Raw genomic sequence first — 18,889 nt, forward strand, 5'->3', positions numbered from 1 at the left:
TGGCCCGGCCCGGCCCGGTTTGCGACCGGCTAGCGGCCGCCGTGGTGGAGGCCGGCGCGGCCGCGGCCGTGGAGGTCGATCCGCTGATGGCGGACGCGATGCAGCTCGATGCGCTCGCGCCGGCCGCGATCGTTGTCGCGCTGGAACCGTCAATCGCCGAGGCGCTCGATGCGCTGGCGCCCGTGCTCGCACATTCCGGACGCACGGTGGTCTTCGAGGAAGCCGATCGCGTGCTCGAGCGCGGCGGCGACGATGCCTCGCACTGGGTGCGGCGACTGGGCGCCAAGCTACGGCTGCGCGAGGCCCCGCAGTCAGGCCCTGAGGCGACGCAGACCGACGAGGCGTCGGGTGTGTCGTCCGCCCATGCGGCCTATGCGTTCGATCCGGTCGCGGCCGAGTACGACGACGCGCCCGCCATGCCGCACGCCCCCTTCGCGCTCGATTTCGATGTCGATTTCGCGGCCGATGATGTCGCAGCTCTGCCAGTGCCTGCTGCCGTTGCGGACAGCGTGCCGGCCGCCGGATCCGTCGACACAGCCGAGCGCGACCATGCTGCCGCGGCTGCGGTGCCCCGGCAGACATCGACCTGCTGCCGTCGTTCCGTGGGCTCGCCGACGTGTCCGACCCGCCGCCGCAGCTCCCGCCTGGCCACGACTTGGCCGATCTCGAGCAGCGGATCGCCGGTCTGGCGCTGGCCGACGCCGACAGCTACGGCCATGGCCCGGAGCGCGGACTGGTCCTGATGGACGGCGGGCTCGGCAGTCCGGATGCGGTCCGGCAACTGCTCGCTGCGCTGCCCGAAGCGTTCCCGCGGCCGGTGCTGGTGCGGCTGCGTCTGGAGAGCGGTCGCTACGACCAACTGGTCCGGCAGATGGCGCGTGTGGCGGCGATGCCGGTCCATCTGGCCGAGCCGGGCATGGCGATCATGCCCGGTGCGGTGTACGTGCTGCCGCCGGACCTGCAGCCGCTGCGCACGGGCGCGCAGTTGCGCTTCGCCGCCGGTGGCGACCCCGCTGCGATCACGCAGGCGATGCCGGCCGCCGACAGTGCCTGGCTGCTGCTGAGCGGCGCCGATCCCGCGCTCGTGCCGCTGGCCACGGCGCCCACCTGGCAGGGCGCGCTGGTCATCGGACAGGACGGAGCCGGGTGCTACGACCCCACCCCCGGCCAGGCGTTGAACGCACGCGGCCATCGGACCGGGCCACCGCCGACGCTCGCCGCTTGGGTGATCGAACGCTGGATGCCCGGCGCCGGCGCGCCTCAGCATGAGGGCTGGTCGCTGTGAGCGCGGCGGCCGACATCCGTTGCGTGCTGATCCGGGCCGGGGCGACCCAATTGCTGCTGCCCAACGCGACGATCTCCGAGGTGCTGTCGTACTCGTTGCCCGACCCCATCGCCGGTGCGCCGGCGTGGCTGCCCGGGCGCTTGCGTTGGCGCGGCTGGCGGTTGCCGCTGGTCGACTTCGCGGCGCTGTCGGGGCAGGGCGACGACGCGGCCGGCCCCGGCAACAAGGTGGTCGTGCTCAAGGCACTCGGCGGCGATCCGCGGCTGCCGTATTTCGCGCTGTCGACCCAGGGCTTCCCACGCCTGGTGACGGTCTCGGTCGCGCAATTGCGCGACGCCGATGACGCGCACGCCGCGCCGTTACCGTTCGCAGTCCGCGCCCGTGTGCAGTTGGGCGAGGAGAGCGCGCAGATCCCGGATCTGGATGCGCTCGAGGGCGCGGTGCGCGAGGTCGTGGACTAAGTCGGACCGATTCTGGCGCAGGCCGGACTCGGCCTCACCCCAGGTCGCCGAAACGCGCCTGCAGCGCGGCGATCGCGGCGATGCCGGCGGTCTCGGTGCGCAGGATCCGGGGGCCCAGGCGCAGCCCGCCGAAGCCAGCGGCGACGAGCGCAGCGCGGTCGTTGGCCGACCAGCCGCCCTCCGGGCCGATCGCGAGCACCAGGTCGCCGGCCGGTGCCGGCATCGTCGCCAGGCCCGCGGTCGCTTCGGGGTCGAGCAGCCAGCGGCCGGTGCCAGGCGACAGCGTGGCCAGTGCCGCCGCCAGCGATTGCGGCGCGGCGACCTCGGGCACGTGCGCGCGCCAGCTCTGCTCGCAGGCCGAGATCACGACGCTGCGCCAATGCGCGTGCCGCTTGCCTGCGCGCTCGGGGTCGAGCCGGACCTCGCTGCGCTCGCTGGAGACCGGCACGATCGCGTCCACGCCCAGTTCGGTGGCTTTCTGCAGGATCCAGTCCATCTTCTCGCCGCGGGCGATGCCCTGCAGCAACACGATGCGCAGCGGCGATTCGAGCGCGACCGGGCGGCCGGCGCCGATGCGTGCGGCCGCGCCGCGCTTGTCGGCCCGGGTCAGCTCCGCCTCGTGGTCGTGGCCGTCGCCGTTGAACAGCACGCAGCGCTCGCCTTCGCGCAGGCGCAGGACGCGGACCAGGTGCGCGGCGGCGTCGTCGGGCAGCGTGATCGTCTCGCCCTCGCGCAGCGGCAGGTCGACGAAGGCCCGGATCACGCGCACGAGGTTGCCACCTCGATGGCCTCGGCGGTGACCTGCGCGAGCAGTTGCAGTTGGTCTTCGTCGATGCAGTAGGGCGGCATCCAGTACAGGATGTCACCCAGCGGGCGCAGCAGTACGCCGCGCTCGACCGCATGGCGGTAGGCGCGCAGGCCGATGCGCAGCGCGGGATCGAACGGCGTCGCGCGGTCGCCGTCGCGCGTGAGTTCGAACGCGACGACCATGCCGGTCTGGCGGGTGTGGGCGACGTGCCGGTGCGCGCCGACCTGTGCGGCCAGCGTGGCCATGCGCGCGGCCGTGTCTCGGTTGCGCGCGAGCGTGTCGTCGGCGGCGAAGATGTCGAGCGAGGCCAGGGCCGCGGCGCAGGCCAGCGGATTGCCGGTGTAGCTGTGCGAGTGCAGGAACGCGCGCTCGCGCGAGACGTCCAGGAAGCCGTCGTACAGCGCCTGGGTCGTGAGCACCGTCGACAGTGGCAGAAAACCGCCGGTCAGGCCCTTCGACAGGCACAGCAGATCGGGCTGGATCCCGGCGGGCGTGCCGGCGTTGCCCGGCGCCTGCTCGCAAGCGAACAAGGTGCCGGTGCGCCCGAAGCCGACCGCGATCTCGTCGGCGATCAGGAAGATGCCGTGCACATCACACAGCTCGCGCACGCGTCGCAGGTACACCGGGTCGTGCATGCGCATCCCGCCGGCGCACTGGATCAACGGCTCCAGGATCATCGCGCAGACCTCGCCGGCATGCGCATCGAGCAGCCGCGCCAGCGCGTCGGCCGCGTCCTCGGCGTGCCCGGCGGCGCTCTGACCCGCGCGCGCCTCGAAGGCGTCGGGCGAGGGCGCGAACAGCGACTCGCACAGCAACGGGGCATAGACCCGGCGGTACAAGGGAATGTCGCCGACCGCGAGCGCGCCGAGGGTCTCGCCGTGGTAGCCGTTGCGCAGCGCGACGAACTTGGTCCGCCGCGGCGCGTCGCCACGGTTGGCGAACCATTGGAATGCCATCTTCAGCGCGACCTCGACGCCAGCCGAGCCGTTGTCGGCGTAGAACACCTTCGACAACGGTGCCCGCCCGGGCTCGCGGGGGGCAAGCGCCAGCAGCCGCTCGGCCAGTTCGATCGCCGACGGGTGGGTACAGCCGGCCAGGATCACCTGTTCGAGCGTGCGCGCCTGGCGCGCGATCGCCTCGGCGATGCGCGGCTCGGCATGCCCGTGCAGGTTGGTCCACCAACTGCTGCCCGAGTCGAGGATGCGCCGGCCGCCGGCCTCGACCAGCCAGGCGCCCTCGCCGCGCACGATCGGCAGCAGGGGTTGGGTGTCGGGGTGCTCGCGCATCTGCGTGCACGGGTGCCAGACCGCGGCGAGGTCGCGGGTCCGCCAGTCGTTGCCGTCGGCTAGAATGGCCGGATCGTGGATCTGTCCTGTCATCCCACCATTATCGCCCCGCAGCGCCGGCGCCGTGCAGGCCGGAGCGTGCGCGCGTGAGCCGACGGTTGCCGACGATCCACGGGATCACCGAGCACGACGCCGGCCCCTACCGGATGGAGCAGCTCGATCTGGAGTTCTCCAACGGCGAGCGCCGACGCTACGAGCGCCTGCACGGGCGTGGCCATGGCGCGGTGATCGTCGTCCCGTTGATCGACGCGGAGACCGTGTTGCTGGTGCGCGAGTACGCCGCCGGCATGCATCGCTACGAACTGGGCCTGGTCAAGGGCCGGATCGACGCCGGCGAGACCCCGATCCAGGCCGCCGACCGCGAGCTCAAGGAAGAGGCCGGCTACGGCGCCCGACGCCTCGATGCCTTGCGCAGCCTGAGCCTGGCGCCGACCTACATGAGCCACCAGGCCACCCTGGTGCTCGCGCGCGACCTGTATCCCGAGCGGCTGCCCGGCGATGAGCCCGAGGAACTGGACGTGGTGCCGTGGAAGCTCGATGCGCTGCACGAATTGATCCTGCGCGAGGACTTCTCGGAAGGGCGCTCGATCGCCGCGTTGTTCATCGTCCGCGACTGGCTGCGCCATTACGGTGGCTGACGGCCGGGCGTCGGTCGAGGCTGCGATCGTCGAAGGCGCGATCGCAATCGCGCACAGCGCCGCCGAGGCGATCCTCGCGGTCTACGCACACGCCTTCGACGTCGTCGCCAAGGCCGATGCCAGCCCGGTGACCGCGGCCGATCTCGCCGCGCATCACGTCATCGTCGACGGCCTGCACCGGCTCACGCCTGATATCCCGGTCGTGTCGGAGGAAGCCGCCGATGCGGTGCCGGCGGCCGAGCGCCGCGCGTGGCGGCGGATGTGGCTGGTCGACCCGCTCGATGGCACCCGCGATTTCGTCAAGCGCAATGGCGAGTTCAGCGTCAACCTGGCGCTGATCGACGACGGCGTCGCGATCCTCGGGGTGATCCAGGCTCCGGTCACCGGCGCGCTGTGGTACGGCATGCCGGGCGTTGGTGCCTTCCGCCGCGATGGCGGCGGCGAGACCGCGATTCGTGCGCGTCGGACCGCAGGCATGGCCGGCCCGCTGCGCGTCGCCGCCAGCCGCTCGCATCGCGATCCGCGAACCGCGGCGGTACTGGCACGGATCGGCGACATCGAGCCGCTGCCGCTCGGCTCGTCGCTGAAGTTCTGCCGGCTCGCCGAAGGCGCCCTCGATGTCTACCCGCGCTTCGGACCGACCTGCGAGTGGGACACCGCCGCCGGGCAGGCGATCCTGGAGGCCGCCGACGGCGCCGTGCTCGCGCCCGACGGCCGGCCCTTCCGTTACAACCAGCGCCAGACCCTGCTCAACGGGGACTTCATTGCCCTCGGCGACCCGAACCTCCCCTGGCGCACATGGCTCTGACTCCGGTTTTGGTTGAAGGATGTGTGTGATGGCTGAGAACGACGACGGGATGGCGCGGTTGCTGGCGGTGATGGCGCGGTTGCGCGATCCGCAGACCGGGTGTCCTTGGGACCTGCAGCAGGATTTCTCCACGATTGCGCCCTACACGATCGAGGAGGCCTACGAAGTTGCCGATGCGATCGACCGCGGCGACTTGCCGGGCCTGTGCGACGAATTGGGCGACCTGTTGCTGCAGGTGGTCTTCCATGCGCGCATGGCGCAGGAGCAGGGGGCGTTCTCGTTCGACGACGTGGTCGCGGCGATCGTTGGCAAGCTGGTCCGGCGGCACCCGCACGTGTTCGCGCAGACCTCGGCCCCGGACGCGGGCGCGGTTGCGAACAACTGGGAGGCGATCAAGCGGGCCGAGCGCGCCGACGCCGGCGAGACCGACCGTTCGGCCTTGGCTGGCATCGCCCGCGGCTTGCCGGAATGGCAGCGCGCGACAAAGCTGCAGAACCGCGCGGCGCGGGTGGGGTTCGATTGGCCCGGGCCGCAGCCTGTGCTTGCCAAGCTGCAGGAGGAGCTCGACGAGGTGCGCGCCGAGTTCAATGCGCTCGCCGCCGATCCCGACGATACCGCCGCGCGCGATCGGCTGGAGGACGAGTTGGGCGATCTACTGTTCGTCGCCGCCAATCTGGCACGCCATGCGAAGGTCGATGTCGGCAGCGCGCTGCGCCGCGCCAACCACAAGTTCGAACGACGGTTCCGTGCGATGGAGACGCTGGCCGAGGCCGACGGCACCGCGTTCGCCGAACTGCCGCTTGCCGCCCAGGAGGCTTACTGGATGCGCGTCAAGTGCAGCGAGGCCCGGTCGGACGCCGAGGATTTGGGCTGACGCATCGCCACCCCGGCACAGTGTCGGCTCCCGTCGTTCCCCTCTGTCATCGTAACGACCCGTTCCTGTCCCCAATTCCCTTCCGGCTCATGAAGACGCTGCTGCTGTTCCTGCTCACCGCCGTGGCCGAGATCGTGGGCTGCTACCTGCCTTATGTATGGCTGCGCAAGGCGGGCAGCGCTTGGCTGCTGGTGCCAGCCGCGCTGTCGCTGGCCCTGTTCGTCTGGCTGCTGAGCCTGCATCCGACCGCCTCCGGACGCGTCTACGCGGCCTATGGCGGCGTTTATGTCGCGGTGGCCCTGGTCTGGCTGTGGCGGGTGGATGCAGTCGTGCCGACGCGCTGGGACCTGCTCGGCGCGGCACTGTGCCTGACTGGCATGGCGGTGATCATGCTCTCGCCGCGGCCGGCCTGAGCGCCCGCGGCTGGGAACACAGGGGCGCCAGCGGCACTGCGTTTGCGCTCACTCCAGGAAGATCAGCCAGGCCGCCACGACAACGCGAAGCCGGCCCCGCTCTCGATTGCGTTCCGCGTGGTCATGACAATGACGCCGCGCGCGCGGCCGGAACCACTCAAGGCGCCAGCGGCACTGTGTTTTGGCTCACTCCAGGAAGATCAGCCAGGCCGCCACGACAATCATCGCGAAGCCGGCCCCGCCCTCGATCGCGTTCCGCGTGGTCATGACAATGACGCCGCGCGCGCGGCCGGGACCACTCAAGGCGCCAGCGGCACTGTGTTTTGGCTCACTCCAGGAAGATCAGCCAGGCCGCCACGACAATCATCGCGAAGCCGGCCCAATGGTTCCACTTCAACGGCTGCCCCAGGTACCACGTCGAGAACCCCGCGAACACCAGCAAGGTGATGACCTCCTGCATGCCCTTGAGTTGCGGCGCCGAGTAGACCGCCGCGCCGATGCGATTGGCCGGCACCATCAGGGTGTACTCGAAGAACGCGATGCCCCAGCTGACCACGATCACCGTCAGCAGCGGTGCGCTGCGGTACTTGAGATGGCCGTACCAGGCGAAGGTCATGAAGATGTTGGACCCCAGCAGCAGGAGCACGGGGAGGAAGCGTTCAAAGCCGGGCATGTCGAGGGCTCGGGCGAGGGAGCGCGAAGCGTAGCGCAGGGCCTGCCGGTCGGGTGATGTGGCGCAATCTTCACGAACTGTGCACCCGGCCCGTGAGATTTTCACAAAGATTAATCACCGCACCAGCCACGGGAGCCAAGCAATGCGTGCAGGTCAGGAACCAGGGGGACTCGTTCTCATTGTCGAGGACAATCGCAACATTTCAGAGATGGTCGGCGAATATCTGGAAGGGCGCGGTTTCGAGGTCGACTACGCGGCCGACGGCCTGGACGGGTACCGCCTGGCGACCGAGAACAGCTACGACGTGATCGTGCTCGACCTGATGCTGCCCCGGCTGGACGGCATCGAGGTCTGCAAGCGCCTGCGCGAGGATGCACGCAAGTCGACGCCGGTGCTGATGCTCACCGCGCGCGACACGCTGGACGAGAAGCTGACCGGGTTGAGCTCGGGCGCCGACGACTACCTGACCAAGCCCTTCGCGATCCAGGAGCTCGAGGCCCGGCTGCGCGCGCTGATCCGCCGCGAGCGTCGCCAGGTGGGCTCTGAGGTGCTGAAAGTGGCCGACCTGGTGCTCGACCCGGCCAGCATGCGCGCCACCCGCGGCGGCACCGAGCTCCAGCTCTCGCCGATCGGCATGAAGCTGTTGACGATCCTGATGCGCGAATCGCCGCGGGTGGTCAACCGCCAGGAGATCGAGCGCGAGATCTGGGGCAACAGCCTGCCCGACTCCGACACGCTGCGCAGCCACCTGTACAACCTGCGCAAGATCATCGACAAGCCCTACGACAAACAGCTGCTGCACACCGTGCAGAGCGCCGGCTACCGGATCGCCGACATCGAACAATCGCCGGCCTAAAGCCGGCACGCCAGGCGCTCGATCCAATGCCCCAGGGGCTTCCAAATCGCATCCGCGATGCGTTCACGTTCCAGGCCGTCATCGCTGGCATGACGCTGATCGTGTGCATCCTGGCCGCGGCGCTGGTGGGCCGTGAGGTCGCGGCGCGCCATTGGCTGCGCGCCGAGGCCGAGGCCTATTGGCGCGCACGCACGACCGACGCGGCCTATCCGCCGCCGTTCGGCGCAAATATGCAGGGCTACTTCGTCCCCAGCGGCGGCGGTGCCTGGGACAGCATCGTCAGCGGCGACCGGGCGGTCGCCAGCCTGCTCTGGTTCAAGGATGCACCCGAGGGCTTTTCGCAACGCCGCGACACCAGTGGCGTGCTGCTGGTGGACCGGCGCGAGGCCGGCACGCTGTATCTGGCCGTGTCGATGGGGCTGTTCGACCGCATGCTGGCCCTGGCTGCAGGCGGTCTGATCGTGCTGACCGTCGGCACGATCTTCATCGTGTCGTGGCTGACCTACCGCACCTCCAAGCGGATGGTGCTGCCGATCCACCAACTCGCCGTCGAGGTTGGTCGCTGGAATCCCGCTGGCGACGAGGACGGGATGCCGCCGCCACTGGAGTCGCGCGAGGGCGGCGGCCGCGAGGCGCAGGCACTGTCAAGCGCACTGCACGGGCTGGGCGAGCGCATCGCCTCGTTCGTCCGCCGCGAGCGCGAATTCACCCGCGATGCCAGCCACGAGCTGCGTACTCCGCTGACGGTGATCCGCGTCGCCAGCGACATGATCGCAGCCGATCCGTCGACGCCGCCCCATCAGCAGCGCCCGCTGCTGCGCATCCGCCGCGCCAGCCAGGACATGGAAGCGGTCATCGACGCCTTGCTGGTGCTCGCGCGCGAACGTGGGGTGATGCCGCAAAGCGAAGTGTTCGAGGTCGCTACGGTCGTCGACGAAGAGGTCGAGAAGGTCCGGCCGATGTTCGACGCCAAGCATCTGGGATTGCGGGTCGACCTGCAGGCCAGTCCGCGGCTGGAGGCCCCGCCGCGCGTGCTCGGCGTGATGCTCGGCCATCTGCTGCGCAATGCCTGGGCGTTCACCGAGAAGGGCGAAGTGGTGGTGGTGGTCGCCGAGGATCGCATCGTCGTGCGCGATACCGGCATCGGCATGACGCACGAGGTGCTGCAGCGGGTCTACGAGCCGTTCTACCGGGTCGATCCGTTCGGTCAGGCCGGCAAGGGCATCGGCCTGTCCATCGTGCGCCGGCTGGGCACTCGCTTCGGCTGGCCGGTGAGCCTGGACAGCACGCCTGGCGAGGGCACGACGGTGACGATCAAGTTGACGCGCCCGGCCGCCTGAACCTGCGCCGGACGGTCCTGCACGCGGCATGATATTCGGTGCGCACCCCGGTCAACTGCAGCCGGCCTGGTGCGTTACCCCGTCATACCGCCCATCGAAGATGCCTGCATGTCGAGCCGTGCCAAGCCCAAGTCTGCTTCCCGTCGCCGTGGTCCGGTGCGCATCGTGCCCATCGTTGTGGGGGTCGCGGTCATCGCCGCAGGGTTGTGGTGGTGGACCGGCCGCAGCAGCGAGGGCGCCGACTCTGCCTACCGCACCACGCTGGTCGAGCGCGGCGACATTCGCGTCGCGATCTCGGCGACGGGCACCCTCAGCGCGACCTCGACGGTGACCGTCGGCAGCCAGATCTCGGGACAGATCACCGACGTGCTGGTCGACTTCAACGACAAGGTCGTCAAGGACCAGATCATCGCGCGCATCGATCCGAGCAGCTACCAGGCGCAGATCGAGCAGGGCAGTGCGCAGATCGCCTCGGCGCGGGCGTCGTTGGCGCAGGCGCAGGCGACATTGCAGAACGCCGAGCTCGACTATCGTCGCAAGGCTGATCTGGGCACCCAGCGGCTGGTCGCGCAGAGCGACATCGACCTGGCCAAGGCTGCGCTCGACCAGGCGCGCGCCCAGGTCGCCTCGATGCAGGCGCAGATCCGCCAGCAGACCGCCGCGACGCAGACCACGCGGGTCAACCTGGACCGCACGGTGATCCGCTCTCCGGTGGACGGGGTGGTGTTGCTGCGCTCGATCGAGCCTGGACAGACGGTGGCCGCGAGCATGACCGCGCCCGAACTGTTCCAGATCGCCGAGGACCTGGCGAAGATGCGCATCGAACTGTCGGTCGACGAATCAGACATCGGCCAGGTGCGCACGGGCCAGACCGTCAACTTCACCGCCGACGCCTTCCCCGATCGCCAGTTCCGCGGCGTCGTCGAGCAGGTCCGGCTGTCGGCGACGACCACCAACAATGTGGTCACCTATCCGGTGGTGGTGACCGTCGACAACAGCGACGGCACGCTGCTGCCGGGGCTCACAGTCAATGCCGAGATCGAAGTCAGCAACCGCCGCAACGTGCTCAAGGTGGCCAGCGCGGCGACGCGTTACAAGCCGGCAGACGCTGCGCAGATCGCGATGGCGGCGCCCTCGGGCGCGCCCGCCGGTGGCCTGGTCGCTGACCTGGAGGCCGCAGCCGCGGATCTGGAATTGAATGCATCGCAGCGGGCCGCGTTCGATGCGGCGCTGGCCGCGATGCGCACGCGCCAGCAAGACCGCCCGCAGGCCGGGGCCAGCGGGCCCCCGAGGGCGCGCGCGGCCCGGCAGCGGGTGGCGCCGGTGGCGGACCGGGCGGTGGCGCGCGCGCGCTCGATCCCCGTCTCCAGGCGCAGATCCGGCAGCGCGTGACCGAGCGCGTCCAGCAGGATTTCGCCGACTTTTCCGCGCAGCTCGACGACACCCAGCGCGCGCAATGGCAGCGCACACTGGCCTCGCTGGTGGGCGCGACGCGAACCACGCTCTACCGCCTGGTCGATGGGCGGCGCGAGGCGGTGCCGGTGCGCATCGGGGCCAGCGACGGCAGTAGTGTCGAGATCTCGGGGCCGGTCGCCGAGGGCGATGCGATCGTCATCGGCGAACGCGCGCCGCGATGAGTACATCCATTCCGGCGCCCGCGGCGCCCGTCATCGAGACCCGCGCGCTCAAGAAGGTCTACGCCGAAGGCAGCGAGGCGGAGGTCGTGGCCTTGCGCGGCGTCGATCTGCTCATCCGGCGCGGCGAGTTCGTCGCGATCATGGGCCCGTCGGGGTCGGGCAAGTCCACGCTGATGAATCTGATTGGCTGCCTCGACACGCCCAGCGACGGCGTCTATCTGTGCGACGGCGTCGACGTCGCGACGCTCGACCGCGAGGCGCTGGCGGCCCTGCGCCGCGACACGATCGGCTTCGTCTTCCAGGGCTTCAACCTGCTGCCGCGGATGAGCGCGCTCGACAACGTGGCGATGCCGCTGGGGTATGCGCGCGTGCCGCCGGCCGACCGGCGGGCACGGGCACAGGCCGCGCTCGAGGCGGTCGGGCTGGGGGCACGGACCGCGCATCGGCCCAGCGAGTTGTCCGGCGGCCAGCAGCAGCGCGTCGCGATCGCGCGGGCGTTGATCAACCGGCCGCCAGTGCTGCTCGCCGACGAACCCACCGGTGCGCTCGACACCCGCACCGGTGAGGAGATCCTCGCGTTGTTCAAGCAACTGCGCGACGACGGCCATACCGTGGTGCTGATCACCCATGACCCCGAGGTCGCTGCGCATGCCGACCGCACCTACGTGATGCGCGACGGCGAGCTGCATGAAGAGCCGGGAAGCGGGCGTCCGGCCCTCCATGCCGATGCCGCCACCCAGCAGACGGGAGGGCGCCCATGAGCTTTCTCGACGTGCTGCGCACGGCGATCTTCGCGCTGCGTGGCAACTGGATGCGCAGCGCGCTGACGTCGCTGGGCGTGATCATCGGCATCGCCGCGGTCATCGTCATGGTGTCGGTGGGGCAGGGCACCCAGGCAGAGATCGATCGTCAGCTGTCGGGTCTGGGCGCGCAGAAGCTCGACATCGGCCCCAGCGCTGGCCGCTCGCCTGGCGGCGCACGCATGAGCGCCTCGAGCTTCTTCACCCTCAATGAGGGCGACATCGATGCGATCCGCCAGGAAATCCCGGAGGTGCAATACATCTCCGGTTCGTTGCGCGGCAGCAGCCAGGTGGTCTACGCCGAGCGCAACTGGAACAGCGGTTGGCGCGGCGTCCAGCCCGATTTTCTGGAGATCAACGGCTGGACGATCGCCAATGGCAGCGGCTTCGAGGCCCAGCACTTCACTGGCGCCGAGCGCGTGGTGCTGCTGGGCGAAACGGTACGCCGGGAGCTGTTCGGCGAGGCCAGCGGCGTCGGCGAACAGGTGCGCATCGGCCGGACGATCTTCACCGTGCTCGGCACGCTCGACAGCAAGGGGTTGAGCGGCTTCGGCAGCGACCAGGACGAGATTCTGATCGTGCCGCTGGACACCGCGCGACGGCGCCTGATGGGGGCGATGGGCCTGCCGGCCGGCGCAGTCATGGATGTATCGCTGACGGTCGCCGATGCCGGCGACCTGGGCTATGTGCAGAACGAGGTGGAATCGCTGCTGCGCCAGCGCCACCGGATCGGCCCGGGCGAGCCGGACGACTTCCAGGTGCGCAACGTCTCCCAACTGGTCGCCACCCGCAACCAGACCACGCGCCAGATGTCGTGGCTGCTCGGCGCGGTCGCGACGATCTCGCTGATCGTCGGCGGCATCGGCATCATGAACATCATGCTGGTCTCGGTGACCGAGCGGATCCGTGAGATTGGCCTGCGCATGGCTGTCGGCGCGGGGCCCTCGGACATCCGCCGCCAGTTCCTCGCCGAGGCGATGCTGCTGTCGCTGGGCGGCGGCGTGCTGGGCATCGCGTTGGGCGTGATCGGCGCGTTGCTGGTCGGGCACTACAACACCGAGTTGCCGATCCAGCTCAACGGCAACGTGGTGGCGCTGGCAGCCGGGTTCTCGGTCGCGACCGGCCTGTTCTTCGGCTACTACCCGGCCCGCAAGGCCTCCGAACTCGACCCGATCGAGGCGCTGCGCCAGCAGTGAGCCAGGGGCAGGCGTCCTGCGCGGGGCGCGGCTATGCTCCGAGGCATGCTTGCATCTCGTCCCGATCCCACGAGCGGCGCCCTGCCCGGAACGCCGGCGATCGACGCCGCCCTGCTGCGTCGTCTGCGCGCGCAGGCGGCGCGCCTGAGTCGGCGCGCGGCCGATGTCGACGATCTCGTGCAGGAGGTCCTGCTCGCCGCGATCCTGGCCGGCCGCACCGATGCGGCATGGCTGGCGGGCACCCTGCGACGGCAGGCCGCCCTGGCTGCGCGCAGTGCGGCGCGACGGCGGCGCCGCGAGGACGAGGCCGGCGACTGTCTGCATACGCGCGAGGCCTGCGACGTGACCGCCTTGCCGCGACTGCCGCCGATGCCGCCCGCGGCCCGGCGCGTGGCCCGGCTCGTCCTGCACGGCCTCGATGCCGTCGAGATCCGTTGGCTGCTCGGCATCTCGCCGCAGGCGTTCCGGCAGCGGTTGGCCTCGATCCGCAAGTCCGTCGCCGCGGCGCCCGCAGAGGTCCGGACGGCGCTGCGGGCGTTCGCCGCGGCGCCGGTGCCGCACCGCGCGCCGATGCCGCGACTGATGGGGCCGGCCCGCCGCGTGCTGCGGAGTGCGGGGTTGGGCGATGCGTTCGGGACGCAGGATCCCAGTGGGCACCTGTTGTTGATCCGACGCGGTGCTCACGGTCGGGCCCCCGGCGGCAACGTATCGGCGTAACCCACCTTCAGGAATCGCCATGCTCGCAAACGCCCGACTCGAAACACTCGTGTTCTTCGTCACCGACCTGCCGCGCAGTGCGGCTTTCTACCGCGACGTGCTCGGCCTGCCGCTCACGCTCGAGGACAGCCACGAGGGCCCGATGGCCATCGCCCAGGCCGGCAGCGTGACGCTCGTGTTGCTCGAGCGCGCTGTCCGGGTGGGCGACACGCCGATCCCGGTGTTCTCGCTCGATGGCGGCATCGACGATTGCGCCGATGCGCTCGTCGCCCAGGGCGTGGACATCGTGACCCCGGTCAGCGAGGCGCCCGACGGCGGACTCACCCTCGATTTCCTCGATCCCGACGGCATCGTGTTGAGCCTGCATCAGCCAAAGGGGGCCGCCAGGCGACGTTGATCGGTCGAACCGCGGACAGACGGCCTGCGCTTGTGCGCGCAGGCCGATCGCCCGTCGCATCACGTGGGCGTCACGTCGCCGGCGACGTGACCACGGACGTGGCCGGAGCGGGCGATGAATAGGACCTGCGTCCCGGCTAGGGTCGATCCCAGATTGAGCGGGCAGGCCAGGGCGGCGACAGTGCATACGTCGCCCCGGTCACCGGGGCCTGCCAGACGTCCTTCCGGAGGCACAGCGATGACCGCGATCGGCAGCACCTCGTCCCACCACATCGCCTGGGGCGATACCCTCAGCGCACTGGCCGTGCGCTACGGCACGTCGGTCGATGCGCTGATGTCGGCCAACAGCCAGATCCGCGACCCCAACAAGATCTACGCTGGCGACACGCTCCTCATCCCGGGTGGCGCAGGCGGCGCGACCGGCAACCAGGGGGCCGGCGGCGTCGGCGGCACCGGCGCGGTCGGCGATACCGGGGCGGTCGATGCACGCAACCCAGCTGCGATCGCCGAGCAGTTCATCGGCCGCAATGCGGGCGAACTCAAGTACAGCGACGAACTCCCGATGCAGTCGTGGGTGCCCAACAACGTCAATTGCGCGAACTTCGTCTCGGCGGTGCTGCAGAAGGCGGGCGTCATTGACGCCAGCCAGGCCAGCGCATCGGTCGACCAGTTGGCCAACAACCTCAAGGGCGACGGTTGGCAGACGGTGTCGCTGGCCGATGCCCGACCTGGCGATGTGGTGCTGATGCAGAAGAACGGCCAGTCGCACGTGGTGCTGTTCGCCGGCTTCGAAGGCGGCAAACCGCAGTTCATCGGCTCCAACAACGTCAATGCCGATGGCTCGCAGCGCATCAGCTGGGGCGGTGCCTCGGGCAATTACGAGATCATCACGCCGCCGCGCTGAGGCCTGGTCGCGGATGCATCAAGGCCGGCATTCGCCGGCCTCTTTGATGTGTGCGGACATCGTGCGAGCGCCGCGCGCCTTGCGGCGCAAGGATGGCGCCGACGCTAGAACCCGAACAACTGGCGGGGCGCCGCGTACGTCTGCGGCCAGGTCAGCCACGCCACATCGGATGGCCCGATCGCATGGTCGAGCACCGTCCATTGCGTCGCGGCGGGCTTCGCGGCCGTTGGCGTCCCGTCGTGGGGCGGGGCTTCCGACGCTGCGTCGGCGGCATGGGTCTGCGCGGGCTCGACGCGCAGCAGCGCCACATAGACATCGGACATGCCGCCGGCCGCGGCACGCTCCGCATACGGCGTGCCGGCGTAGTCCGGGCGACCGCCCCCGGGGGCGCGTAGCGTGCCTTGCAGGAACGCCCAATCGCCCAGCCGATCCAGACGTTCGACGTCGACAGCCACGCGGTCGCCGAGTGCGCTGCGCAGCGGCGCGGTGGCGGCGTCGAGCAGCGCGTCGTAGCCAGGTGCGCCGGGGTGTTGCGGCGCGACGGTCGATTGTGCGAACGCATGCGACATGGGAACTCCCAGGGTCAGCGCGGCCAGCAGGCCGGCGGCGAGGCGGAGGCGCATGGCCGTGCTCCGGATCGATACCCGGCGCAGTCTCGCCGGGCACGCATTCGGGCCGGGTGAAAGCCCGGCGTCAGCGGACCAGGTAGGGGCCGATGATCTCGCGCCACAGCGCGTAGCCGGCGGCGTTCATGTGCAGGCGATCTTCGATGAACAACTCCTCGCGCGGCACGCCGTTCGCATCCAGCATCGGGGTGAAGACGTCGATGTAGGCGACATTGCGCTGGGTCGCGGCCCAGGCGCGCAGCGCCTCGTTGGCCTCGCGCTGGACGCCCAGCAGGTTTGCGCGTAACGGGCTGGGCTTGATGCCGAGCAGCGCGATCTGGGTGCCGGGCAGTTCGGCATGGATGCGCCGGACGAACACCTGCGTGTCGGCCAGCACCTGTTGCGCGGATCGGCCGTCGGCGGTGTCGTTGTCGCCGGCGTAGAGCACGATCTGGCGCGGGCGGTAGCGCAATGCGATCTCGTCGGCGTACCACACCGAATCGCGCACCTGCGAGCCGCCGAATCCGCGGTTGAGCACCGGCACGTCGGGGAAGTCGGTCGCCAGCGTGTCCCAGAAGCGCACCGACGAGCTGCCGGTGAACACGACCGGCCGCTCCGGCGGCGGCGTCGCGGCGTCCTGGGCGGCGAACCGGGCCATGTCGGCCGCCCATTCGGGCGACGACACCGGGTCGAGGCCGGCGGTGAAATTGCGCGGACTGCTGGCACAGGCAGCCAGCAGCAGGGCAGCGAGCGAGAGGACGGCAGCGGCGCGGAAACGGGCGAAAAGCGGGGCATGCATCAGGGACAGGACCAGGTTCGAACGAGCCGCCAGTCAAACAGCCCCTGTCGCGCGATGCAAACCACGGCCGGCCCGAGGCCCGGGATGTGGCAGAATCGCCCGGTCGCGACAGTCCTTCCGATCCGGTCTGCCAATGCTTTCGACCCCTCCGCGGCCCGTGCGCCGAGTCCCGCCGGTGCGCATCTGGCGTTCGGCGATGACCCATCGGGCGCGGGCGTGAGCGATGGCCGACGAGACCGGACATTGGCCGCGCGGGCCGGTACGGATGCTCAAGGCCACGGTGTGGTCCTGCCAGGGCCTGCGCGCCGCCTGGTTGCACGAGTCGTCGTTCCGGCTCGAGGTCTGCCTGCTGGTGGTGCTCGCGCCGCTGGCCTTGTGGCTGGGCGCGACGGGCGTGGAGCGGGCGCTGCTGCTGGGCAGCTGCCTGCTGGTGCTGGCGGTGGAGTTGTTGAATTCGGCGATCGAGGCGGTGATCGAGCGTTACGGCGCCGAGCATCACGAGCTCGCCGGGCGGGCCAAGGATATGGGATCGGCCGCAGTGTTCGTGACGATGATCAATGTGGTGGCGGTATGGACGCTGATCCTGCTGCCGCGCTGGCTGTAGACGCCGCCGCGAGCCCCGCGGTGGCTGGACCCCAAACGAGGAAGCCCTCCCCATGATGGAACTGCTGACCGACCCCCAGGTCTGGATCCTGCTGATCACGCTCAGTGCGATCGAGATCGTGCTCGGCATCGACAACCTGGTCTTCATCTCGATCGCGGTCGGCAAGCTGCCTGTCGAGAAGCGCGAGTTCGCGCGCAAGTTCGGTATCGCCGTGGCCTGCATCACGCGCATCGGCCTGCTGCTGACGCTGGCCTGGCTGGCGCGGTTGACCGATCCGTTGTTCGAGCTGTTCGGCCGCGGCATCTCGGTGCGCGACCTGATCCTGATCCTCGGCGGCCTGTTCCTGATCGTGAAGGGCGCGATGGAGATCCGCGAGCAGCTCAAGGGCGAGGATCCCGAAGCCCATGGCAGCGTCGGCAAGGCGACGGCGTCGTTCGGTGCGGTGATCGCGCAGATCGCGGTCATCGACATCGTGTTCTCGCTCGACTCGGTGATCGCCGCAGTCGGCATGGCCGGCGAGTACGTGCCGGTGATGGTCTGCGCGATCCTGCTGGCGGTGACCGTCATGCTGCTGGCCGCGCAGCCGCTGGGCAAATTCATCGACGCCAACCCGACGGTCAAGATGCTGGCGCTGGCCTTCATCGTATTGATCGGTGTCTATCTACTGCTCGACGGGTTCGGCCTGCACATTCCCAAGGGCTACATCTACGGCTCGATGGGGTTCTCGGCGTTCGTCGAGATGCTCAACCTGTGGGCCAAGCGCAATGCGATGCGCAATCGCGGCGAAGTGACGCCGCCGGTCGACGAGCCCACGCATCCGCTGCCGCGCTGATTCGATGATCATCCTTCACCAGATCGATCCGATCGCGCTGCAACTGCCGCAGATCGGCCCGTTCCATCCGTCGGTCCACTGGTACGGCGTCATGTACCTGCTGGGCTTCGGCATGGCCTGGTGGCTGGGGCGGCTGCGCATCCGTGCCGGCCGCCTGCCCGGCGTCGATGTCGAGCGCTTCGGCGATCTGCTGTTCAACGGCATCCTCGGCGTGATCCTCGGTGGCCGCATCGGCTACGTGCTGTTCTACACGCCGGGCGAGCTGATGGCCGACCCGTTGATGCTGTTCAAGGTCTGGGACGGCGGCATGAGCTTCCACGGCGGCCTGCTCGGGGTGCTGGTGGCGGCTTGGTGGTGGGCGCGGCGCCAGCGCCTGCACTTCTTCGACGTGATGGATTTCGTGGCCCCGCTGGTGCCGCCGGGCCTGGGCTTCGGCCGGCTGGGCAACTACATTGGTGCCGAACTGTGGGGCAAGTACACCCAGGCTGGCTGGGGCGTGGTGTTTCCGACCGATCCGGCGTTCGCCGGCTGGTCGGCCGAGCGCCTGCAGGCCGAGTTCGCGACCGGCGCGCTGGATCAGTTCGCACGCCACCCATCGCAGCTCTACCAGGCGTGCCTGGAGGGACTGGCGATGTTCGTCATCCTGTGGCTGTTCTCACGCAAGCCGCGTGCGCGCTACGCGGTCTCGGGGATGTTCGCGCTGCTCTACGGCGTGTTCCGGATCCTGGTCGAGTTCGTGCGCGTGCCCGATGCCAACATCGGCTATCTGGCGTTCGGCTGGGTCACCCAGGGCCAATTGCTGTCGCTGCCGCTGGTCGCGCTGGGCCTGTTCCTGCTGTGGCGTTCGCGCAGCGCGCCGGTGCTGCAGCCGGCCACGCCCGTGCAGGCGGGCTGAGC

General features: G+C 69.9%; 24 protein-coding genes. 19 read left to right on the forward strand and 5 right to left on the reverse strand.

Going from position 1 to position 18,889, the window contains the following annotated elements; translation table 11 throughout:
- The first annotated feature begins 41 nt into the window (after nucleotides 1-41).
- The 3 genes from BEN78_10095 to BEN78_10105 are packed head-to-tail and all read left to right on the forward strand — an operon-like array spanning nucleotide 42 to nucleotide 1,746.
- Nucleotides 42-743 carry a hypothetical protein gene (locus BEN78_10095; GenBank protein ID ASR43669.1) on the forward strand — a complete coding sequence of 234 codons (702 nt, stop codon included), beginning with the start codon at nucleotides 42-44 and terminating at the stop codon, nucleotides 741-743.
- On the forward strand, nucleotides 656-1,285 hold the full coding sequence (locus BEN78_10100; GenBank protein ASR43670.1) for a hypothetical protein: 630 nt from the start codon (nucleotides 656-658) through the stop codon (nucleotides 1,283-1,285). Before BEN78_10095 ends, BEN78_10100 begins: the two co-directional genes overlap by 88 nt.
- Entirely contained in the window at nucleotides 1,273-1,746 is a 474-nt protein-coding gene (locus BEN78_10105) for a hypothetical protein (GenBank protein ASR43671.1), read from the forward strand. The genes BEN78_10100 and BEN78_10105 overlap by 13 nt, the downstream gene beginning before the upstream one ends.
- A gap of 34 nt (nucleotides 1,747-1,780) precedes the next feature.
- Here BEN78_10105 and BEN78_10110 read toward each other — a convergent pair whose 3' ends face one another.
- Both BEN78_10110 and BEN78_10115 read right to left on the reverse strand, forming a co-directional pair.
- Nucleotides 1,781-2,515, reverse strand: coding sequence for a 16S rRNA (uracil(1498)-N(3))-methyltransferase (locus BEN78_10110; protein ASR43672.1), 735 nt, complete (start codon nucleotides 2,513-2,515; stop codon nucleotides 1,781-1,783).
- Complete coding sequence (locus tag BEN78_10115; protein ID ASR43673.1) at nucleotides 2,506-3,933, reverse strand: adenosylmethionine--8-amino-7-oxononanoate transaminase; 1,428 nt, start codon at nucleotides 3,931-3,933, stop codon at nucleotides 2,506-2,508. The genes BEN78_10110 and BEN78_10115 overlap by 10 nt, the downstream gene beginning before the upstream one ends.
- A 53-nt stretch (nucleotides 3,934-3,986) precedes the next feature.
- Here BEN78_10115 and BEN78_10120 point away from each other — a divergent pair, with 53 nt between their 5' ends.
- From BEN78_10120 to BEN78_10135, 4 genes are all read left to right on the forward strand, one after another.
- Entirely contained in the window at nucleotides 3,987-4,538 is a 552-nt protein-coding gene (locus BEN78_10120; protein ASR43674.1) for an ADP compounds hydrolase NudE, read from the forward strand.
- Nucleotides 4,531-5,346, forward strand: a complete 816-nt coding sequence (locus BEN78_10125) for a 3'(2'),5'-bisphosphate nucleotidase (protein ID ASR43675.1) — start codon at nucleotides 4,531-4,533, stop codon at nucleotides 5,344-5,346. The genes BEN78_10120 and BEN78_10125 overlap by 8 nt, the downstream gene beginning before the upstream one ends.
- Nucleotides 5,347-5,374: 28 nt before the next feature.
- Nucleotides 5,375-6,220, forward strand: a complete 846-nt coding sequence (locus BEN78_10130) for a nucleoside triphosphate pyrophosphohydrolase (protein ASR43676.1) — start codon at nucleotides 5,375-5,377, stop codon at nucleotides 6,218-6,220.
- A gap of 89 nt (nucleotides 6,221-6,309) precedes the next feature.
- Nucleotides 6,310-6,633 carry a hypothetical protein gene (locus BEN78_10135; protein ID ASR43677.1) on the forward strand — a complete coding sequence of 108 codons (324 nt, stop codon included), beginning with the start codon at nucleotides 6,310-6,312 and terminating at the stop codon, nucleotides 6,631-6,633.
- Between the two features lie 328 nt (nucleotides 6,634-6,961).
- Here BEN78_10135 and BEN78_10140 read toward each other — a convergent pair whose 3' ends face one another.
- Nucleotides 6,962-7,306, reverse strand: a complete 345-nt coding sequence (locus tag BEN78_10140; GenBank protein ASR43678.1) for a hypothetical protein — start codon at nucleotides 7,304-7,306, stop codon at nucleotides 6,962-6,964.
- A 142-nt stretch (nucleotides 7,307-7,448) separates the two neighbouring features.
- On the opposite strand from BEN78_10140, the gene BEN78_10145 reads away from it, so the two are divergent.
- The 9 genes from BEN78_10145 to BEN78_10185 all read left to right on the forward strand — a co-directional run bounded on the left by BEN78_10145 (nucleotide 7,449) and on the right by BEN78_10185 (nucleotide 15,152).
- On the forward strand, nucleotides 7,449-8,162 hold the full coding sequence (locus tag BEN78_10145) for a DNA-binding response regulator (protein ID ASR43679.1): 714 nt from the start codon (nucleotides 7,449-7,451) through the stop codon (nucleotides 8,160-8,162).
- 26 nt (nucleotides 8,163-8,188) lie between these two features.
- Nucleotides 8,189-9,502, forward strand: coding sequence for a hypothetical protein (locus tag BEN78_10150; GenBank protein ID ASR43680.1), 1,314 nt, complete (start codon nucleotides 8,189-8,191; stop codon nucleotides 9,500-9,502).
- A gap of 156 nt (nucleotides 9,503-9,658) precedes the next feature.
- Complete coding sequence (locus BEN78_10155) at nucleotides 9,659-10,894, forward strand: efflux transporter periplasmic adaptor subunit (GenBank protein ASR43681.1); 1,236 nt, start codon at nucleotides 9,659-9,661, stop codon at nucleotides 10,892-10,894.
- Nucleotides 10,891-11,139 carry a hypothetical protein gene (locus tag BEN78_10160; GenBank protein ASR43682.1) on the forward strand — a complete coding sequence of 83 codons (249 nt, stop codon included), beginning with the start codon at nucleotides 10,891-10,893 and terminating at the stop codon, nucleotides 11,137-11,139. Before BEN78_10155 ends, BEN78_10160 begins: the two co-directional genes overlap by 4 nt.
- A complete protein-coding gene (locus BEN78_10165; GenBank protein ID ASR43683.1) occupies nucleotides 11,136-11,900 on the forward strand; it encodes a macrolide ABC transporter ATP-binding protein in 765 nt (254 codons plus the stop codon). Before BEN78_10160 ends, BEN78_10165 begins: the two co-directional genes overlap by 4 nt.
- The gene (locus BEN78_10170) at nucleotides 11,897-13,135 is read left to right on the forward strand and encodes a hypothetical protein (GenBank protein ASR43684.1); all 1,239 of its coding nucleotides are present in this window, start codon (nucleotides 11,897-11,899) and stop codon (nucleotides 13,133-13,135) included. The genes BEN78_10165 and BEN78_10170 overlap by 4 nt, the downstream gene beginning before the upstream one ends.
- Nucleotides 13,136-13,180: 45 nt before the next feature.
- Complete coding sequence (locus BEN78_10175) at nucleotides 13,181-13,852, forward strand: hypothetical protein (protein ASR43685.1); 672 nt, start codon at nucleotides 13,181-13,183, stop codon at nucleotides 13,850-13,852.
- Nucleotides 13,853-13,871: 19 nt separating this feature from the next.
- Nucleotides 13,872-14,249 carry a hypothetical protein gene (locus BEN78_10180; protein ID ASR43686.1) on the forward strand — a complete coding sequence of 126 codons (378 nt, stop codon included), beginning with the start codon at nucleotides 13,872-13,874 and terminating at the stop codon, nucleotides 14,247-14,249.
- A gap of 237 nt (nucleotides 14,250-14,486) precedes the next feature.
- On the forward strand, nucleotides 14,487-15,152 hold the full coding sequence (locus BEN78_10185) for a hypothetical protein (GenBank protein ID ASR43687.1): 666 nt from the start codon (nucleotides 14,487-14,489) through the stop codon (nucleotides 15,150-15,152).
- Between the two features lie 104 nt (nucleotides 15,153-15,256).
- Here the strand turns inward: BEN78_10185 and BEN78_10190 are convergent, their stop codons facing one another.
- Together BEN78_10190 and BEN78_10195 are read right to left on the reverse strand one after the other, a co-directional pair.
- Nucleotides 15,257-15,721, reverse strand: a complete 465-nt coding sequence (locus BEN78_10190) for a hypothetical protein (GenBank protein ASR45065.1) — start codon at nucleotides 15,719-15,721, stop codon at nucleotides 15,257-15,259.
- A gap of 124 nt (nucleotides 15,722-15,845) precedes the next feature.
- Complete coding sequence (locus tag BEN78_10195; protein ID ASR43688.1) at nucleotides 15,846-16,556, reverse strand: hypothetical protein; 711 nt, start codon at nucleotides 16,554-16,556, stop codon at nucleotides 15,846-15,848.
- Between the two features lie 223 nt (nucleotides 16,557-16,779).
- Between BEN78_10195 and BEN78_10200 the strand changes: the two genes are divergently transcribed.
- Genes BEN78_10200 through BEN78_10210 form a run of 3 tightly spaced genes read left to right on the forward strand, consistent with a single transcriptional unit; the run spans nucleotide 16,780 to nucleotide 18,887 of the window.
- Complete coding sequence (locus BEN78_10200) at nucleotides 16,780-17,160, forward strand: diacylglycerol kinase (GenBank protein ASR43689.1); 381 nt, start codon at nucleotides 16,780-16,782, stop codon at nucleotides 17,158-17,160.
- Nucleotides 17,161-17,212: 52 nt separating this feature from the next.
- Complete coding sequence (locus BEN78_10205; protein ASR43690.1) at nucleotides 17,213-17,992, forward strand: hypothetical protein; 780 nt, start codon at nucleotides 17,213-17,215, stop codon at nucleotides 17,990-17,992.
- Nucleotides 17,993-17,996: 4 nt separating this feature from the next.
- Nucleotides 17,997-18,887: a prolipoprotein diacylglyceryl transferase gene (locus BEN78_10210; GenBank protein ID ASR43691.1), complete on the forward strand. Its 891-nt coding sequence runs from the start codon at nucleotides 17,997-17,999 to the stop codon at nucleotides 18,885-18,887.
- Nucleotides 18,888-18,889 lie beyond the last annotated feature (2 nt).

The sequence above is a fragment of the Xanthomonas citri pv. mangiferaeindicae genome (genome assembly GCA_002240395.1).
Classification (GTDB): Bacteria; Pseudomonadota; Gammaproteobacteria; order Xanthomonadales; family Xanthomonadaceae; genus Luteimonas; species Luteimonas citri_A.

Coding starts and splice junctions, on each gene's coding strand:
- BEN78_10205 (ASR43690.1), top strand. CDS start 17,213: ATGATGGAACTGCTGACCGACCCCCAGGTCTGGATCCTGCTGATCACG.
- BEN78_10150 (ASR43680.1), top strand. CDS start 8,189: ATGCCCCAGGGGCTTCCAAATCGCATCCGCGATGCGTTCACGTTCCAG.
- BEN78_10135 (ASR43677.1), top strand. CDS start 6,310: ATGAAGACGCTGCTGCTGTTCCTGCTCACCGCCGTGGCCGAGATCGTG.
- BEN78_10210 (ASR43691.1), top strand. CDS start 17,997: ATGATCATCCTTCACCAGATCGATCCGATCGCGCTGCAACTGCCGCAG.
- BEN78_10170 (ASR43684.1), top strand. CDS start 11,897: ATGAGCTTTCTCGACGTGCTGCGCACGGCGATCTTCGCGCTGCGTGGC.
- BEN78_10165 (ASR43683.1), top strand. CDS start 11,136: ATGAGTACATCCATTCCGGCGCCCGCGGCGCCCGTCATCGAGACCCGC.
- BEN78_10115 (ASR43673.1), bottom strand. CDS start 3,933: ATGACAGGACAGATCCACGATCCGGCCATTCTAGCCGACGGCAACGAC.
- BEN78_10130 (ASR43676.1), top strand. CDS start 5,375: ATGGCTGAGAACGACGACGGGATGGCGCGGTTGCTGGCGGTGATGGCG.
- BEN78_10175 (ASR43685.1), top strand. CDS start 13,181: ATGCTTGCATCTCGTCCCGATCCCACGAGCGGCGCCCTGCCCGGAACG.
- BEN78_10185 (ASR43687.1), top strand. CDS start 14,487: ATGACCGCGATCGGCAGCACCTCGTCCCACCACATCGCCTGGGGCGAT.
- BEN78_10195 (ASR43688.1), bottom strand. CDS start 16,556: ATGCATGCCCCGCTTTTCGCCCGTTTCCGCGCCGCTGCCGTCCTCTCG.
- BEN78_10145 (ASR43679.1), top strand. CDS start 7,449: ATGCGTGCAGGTCAGGAACCAGGGGGACTCGTTCTCATTGTCGAGGAC.
- BEN78_10190 (ASR45065.1), bottom strand. CDS start 15,721: ATGTCGCATGCGTTCGCACAATCGACCGTCGCGCCGCAACACCCCGGC.
- BEN78_10140 (ASR43678.1), bottom strand. CDS start 7,306: ATGCCCGGCTTTGAACGCTTCCTCCCCGTGCTCCTGCTGCTGGGGTCC.
- BEN78_10200 (ASR43689.1), top strand. CDS start 16,780: ATGGCCGACGAGACCGGACATTGGCCGCGCGGGCCGGTACGGATGCTC.
- BEN78_10180 (ASR43686.1), top strand. CDS start 13,872: ATGCTCGCAAACGCCCGACTCGAAACACTCGTGTTCTTCGTCACCGAC.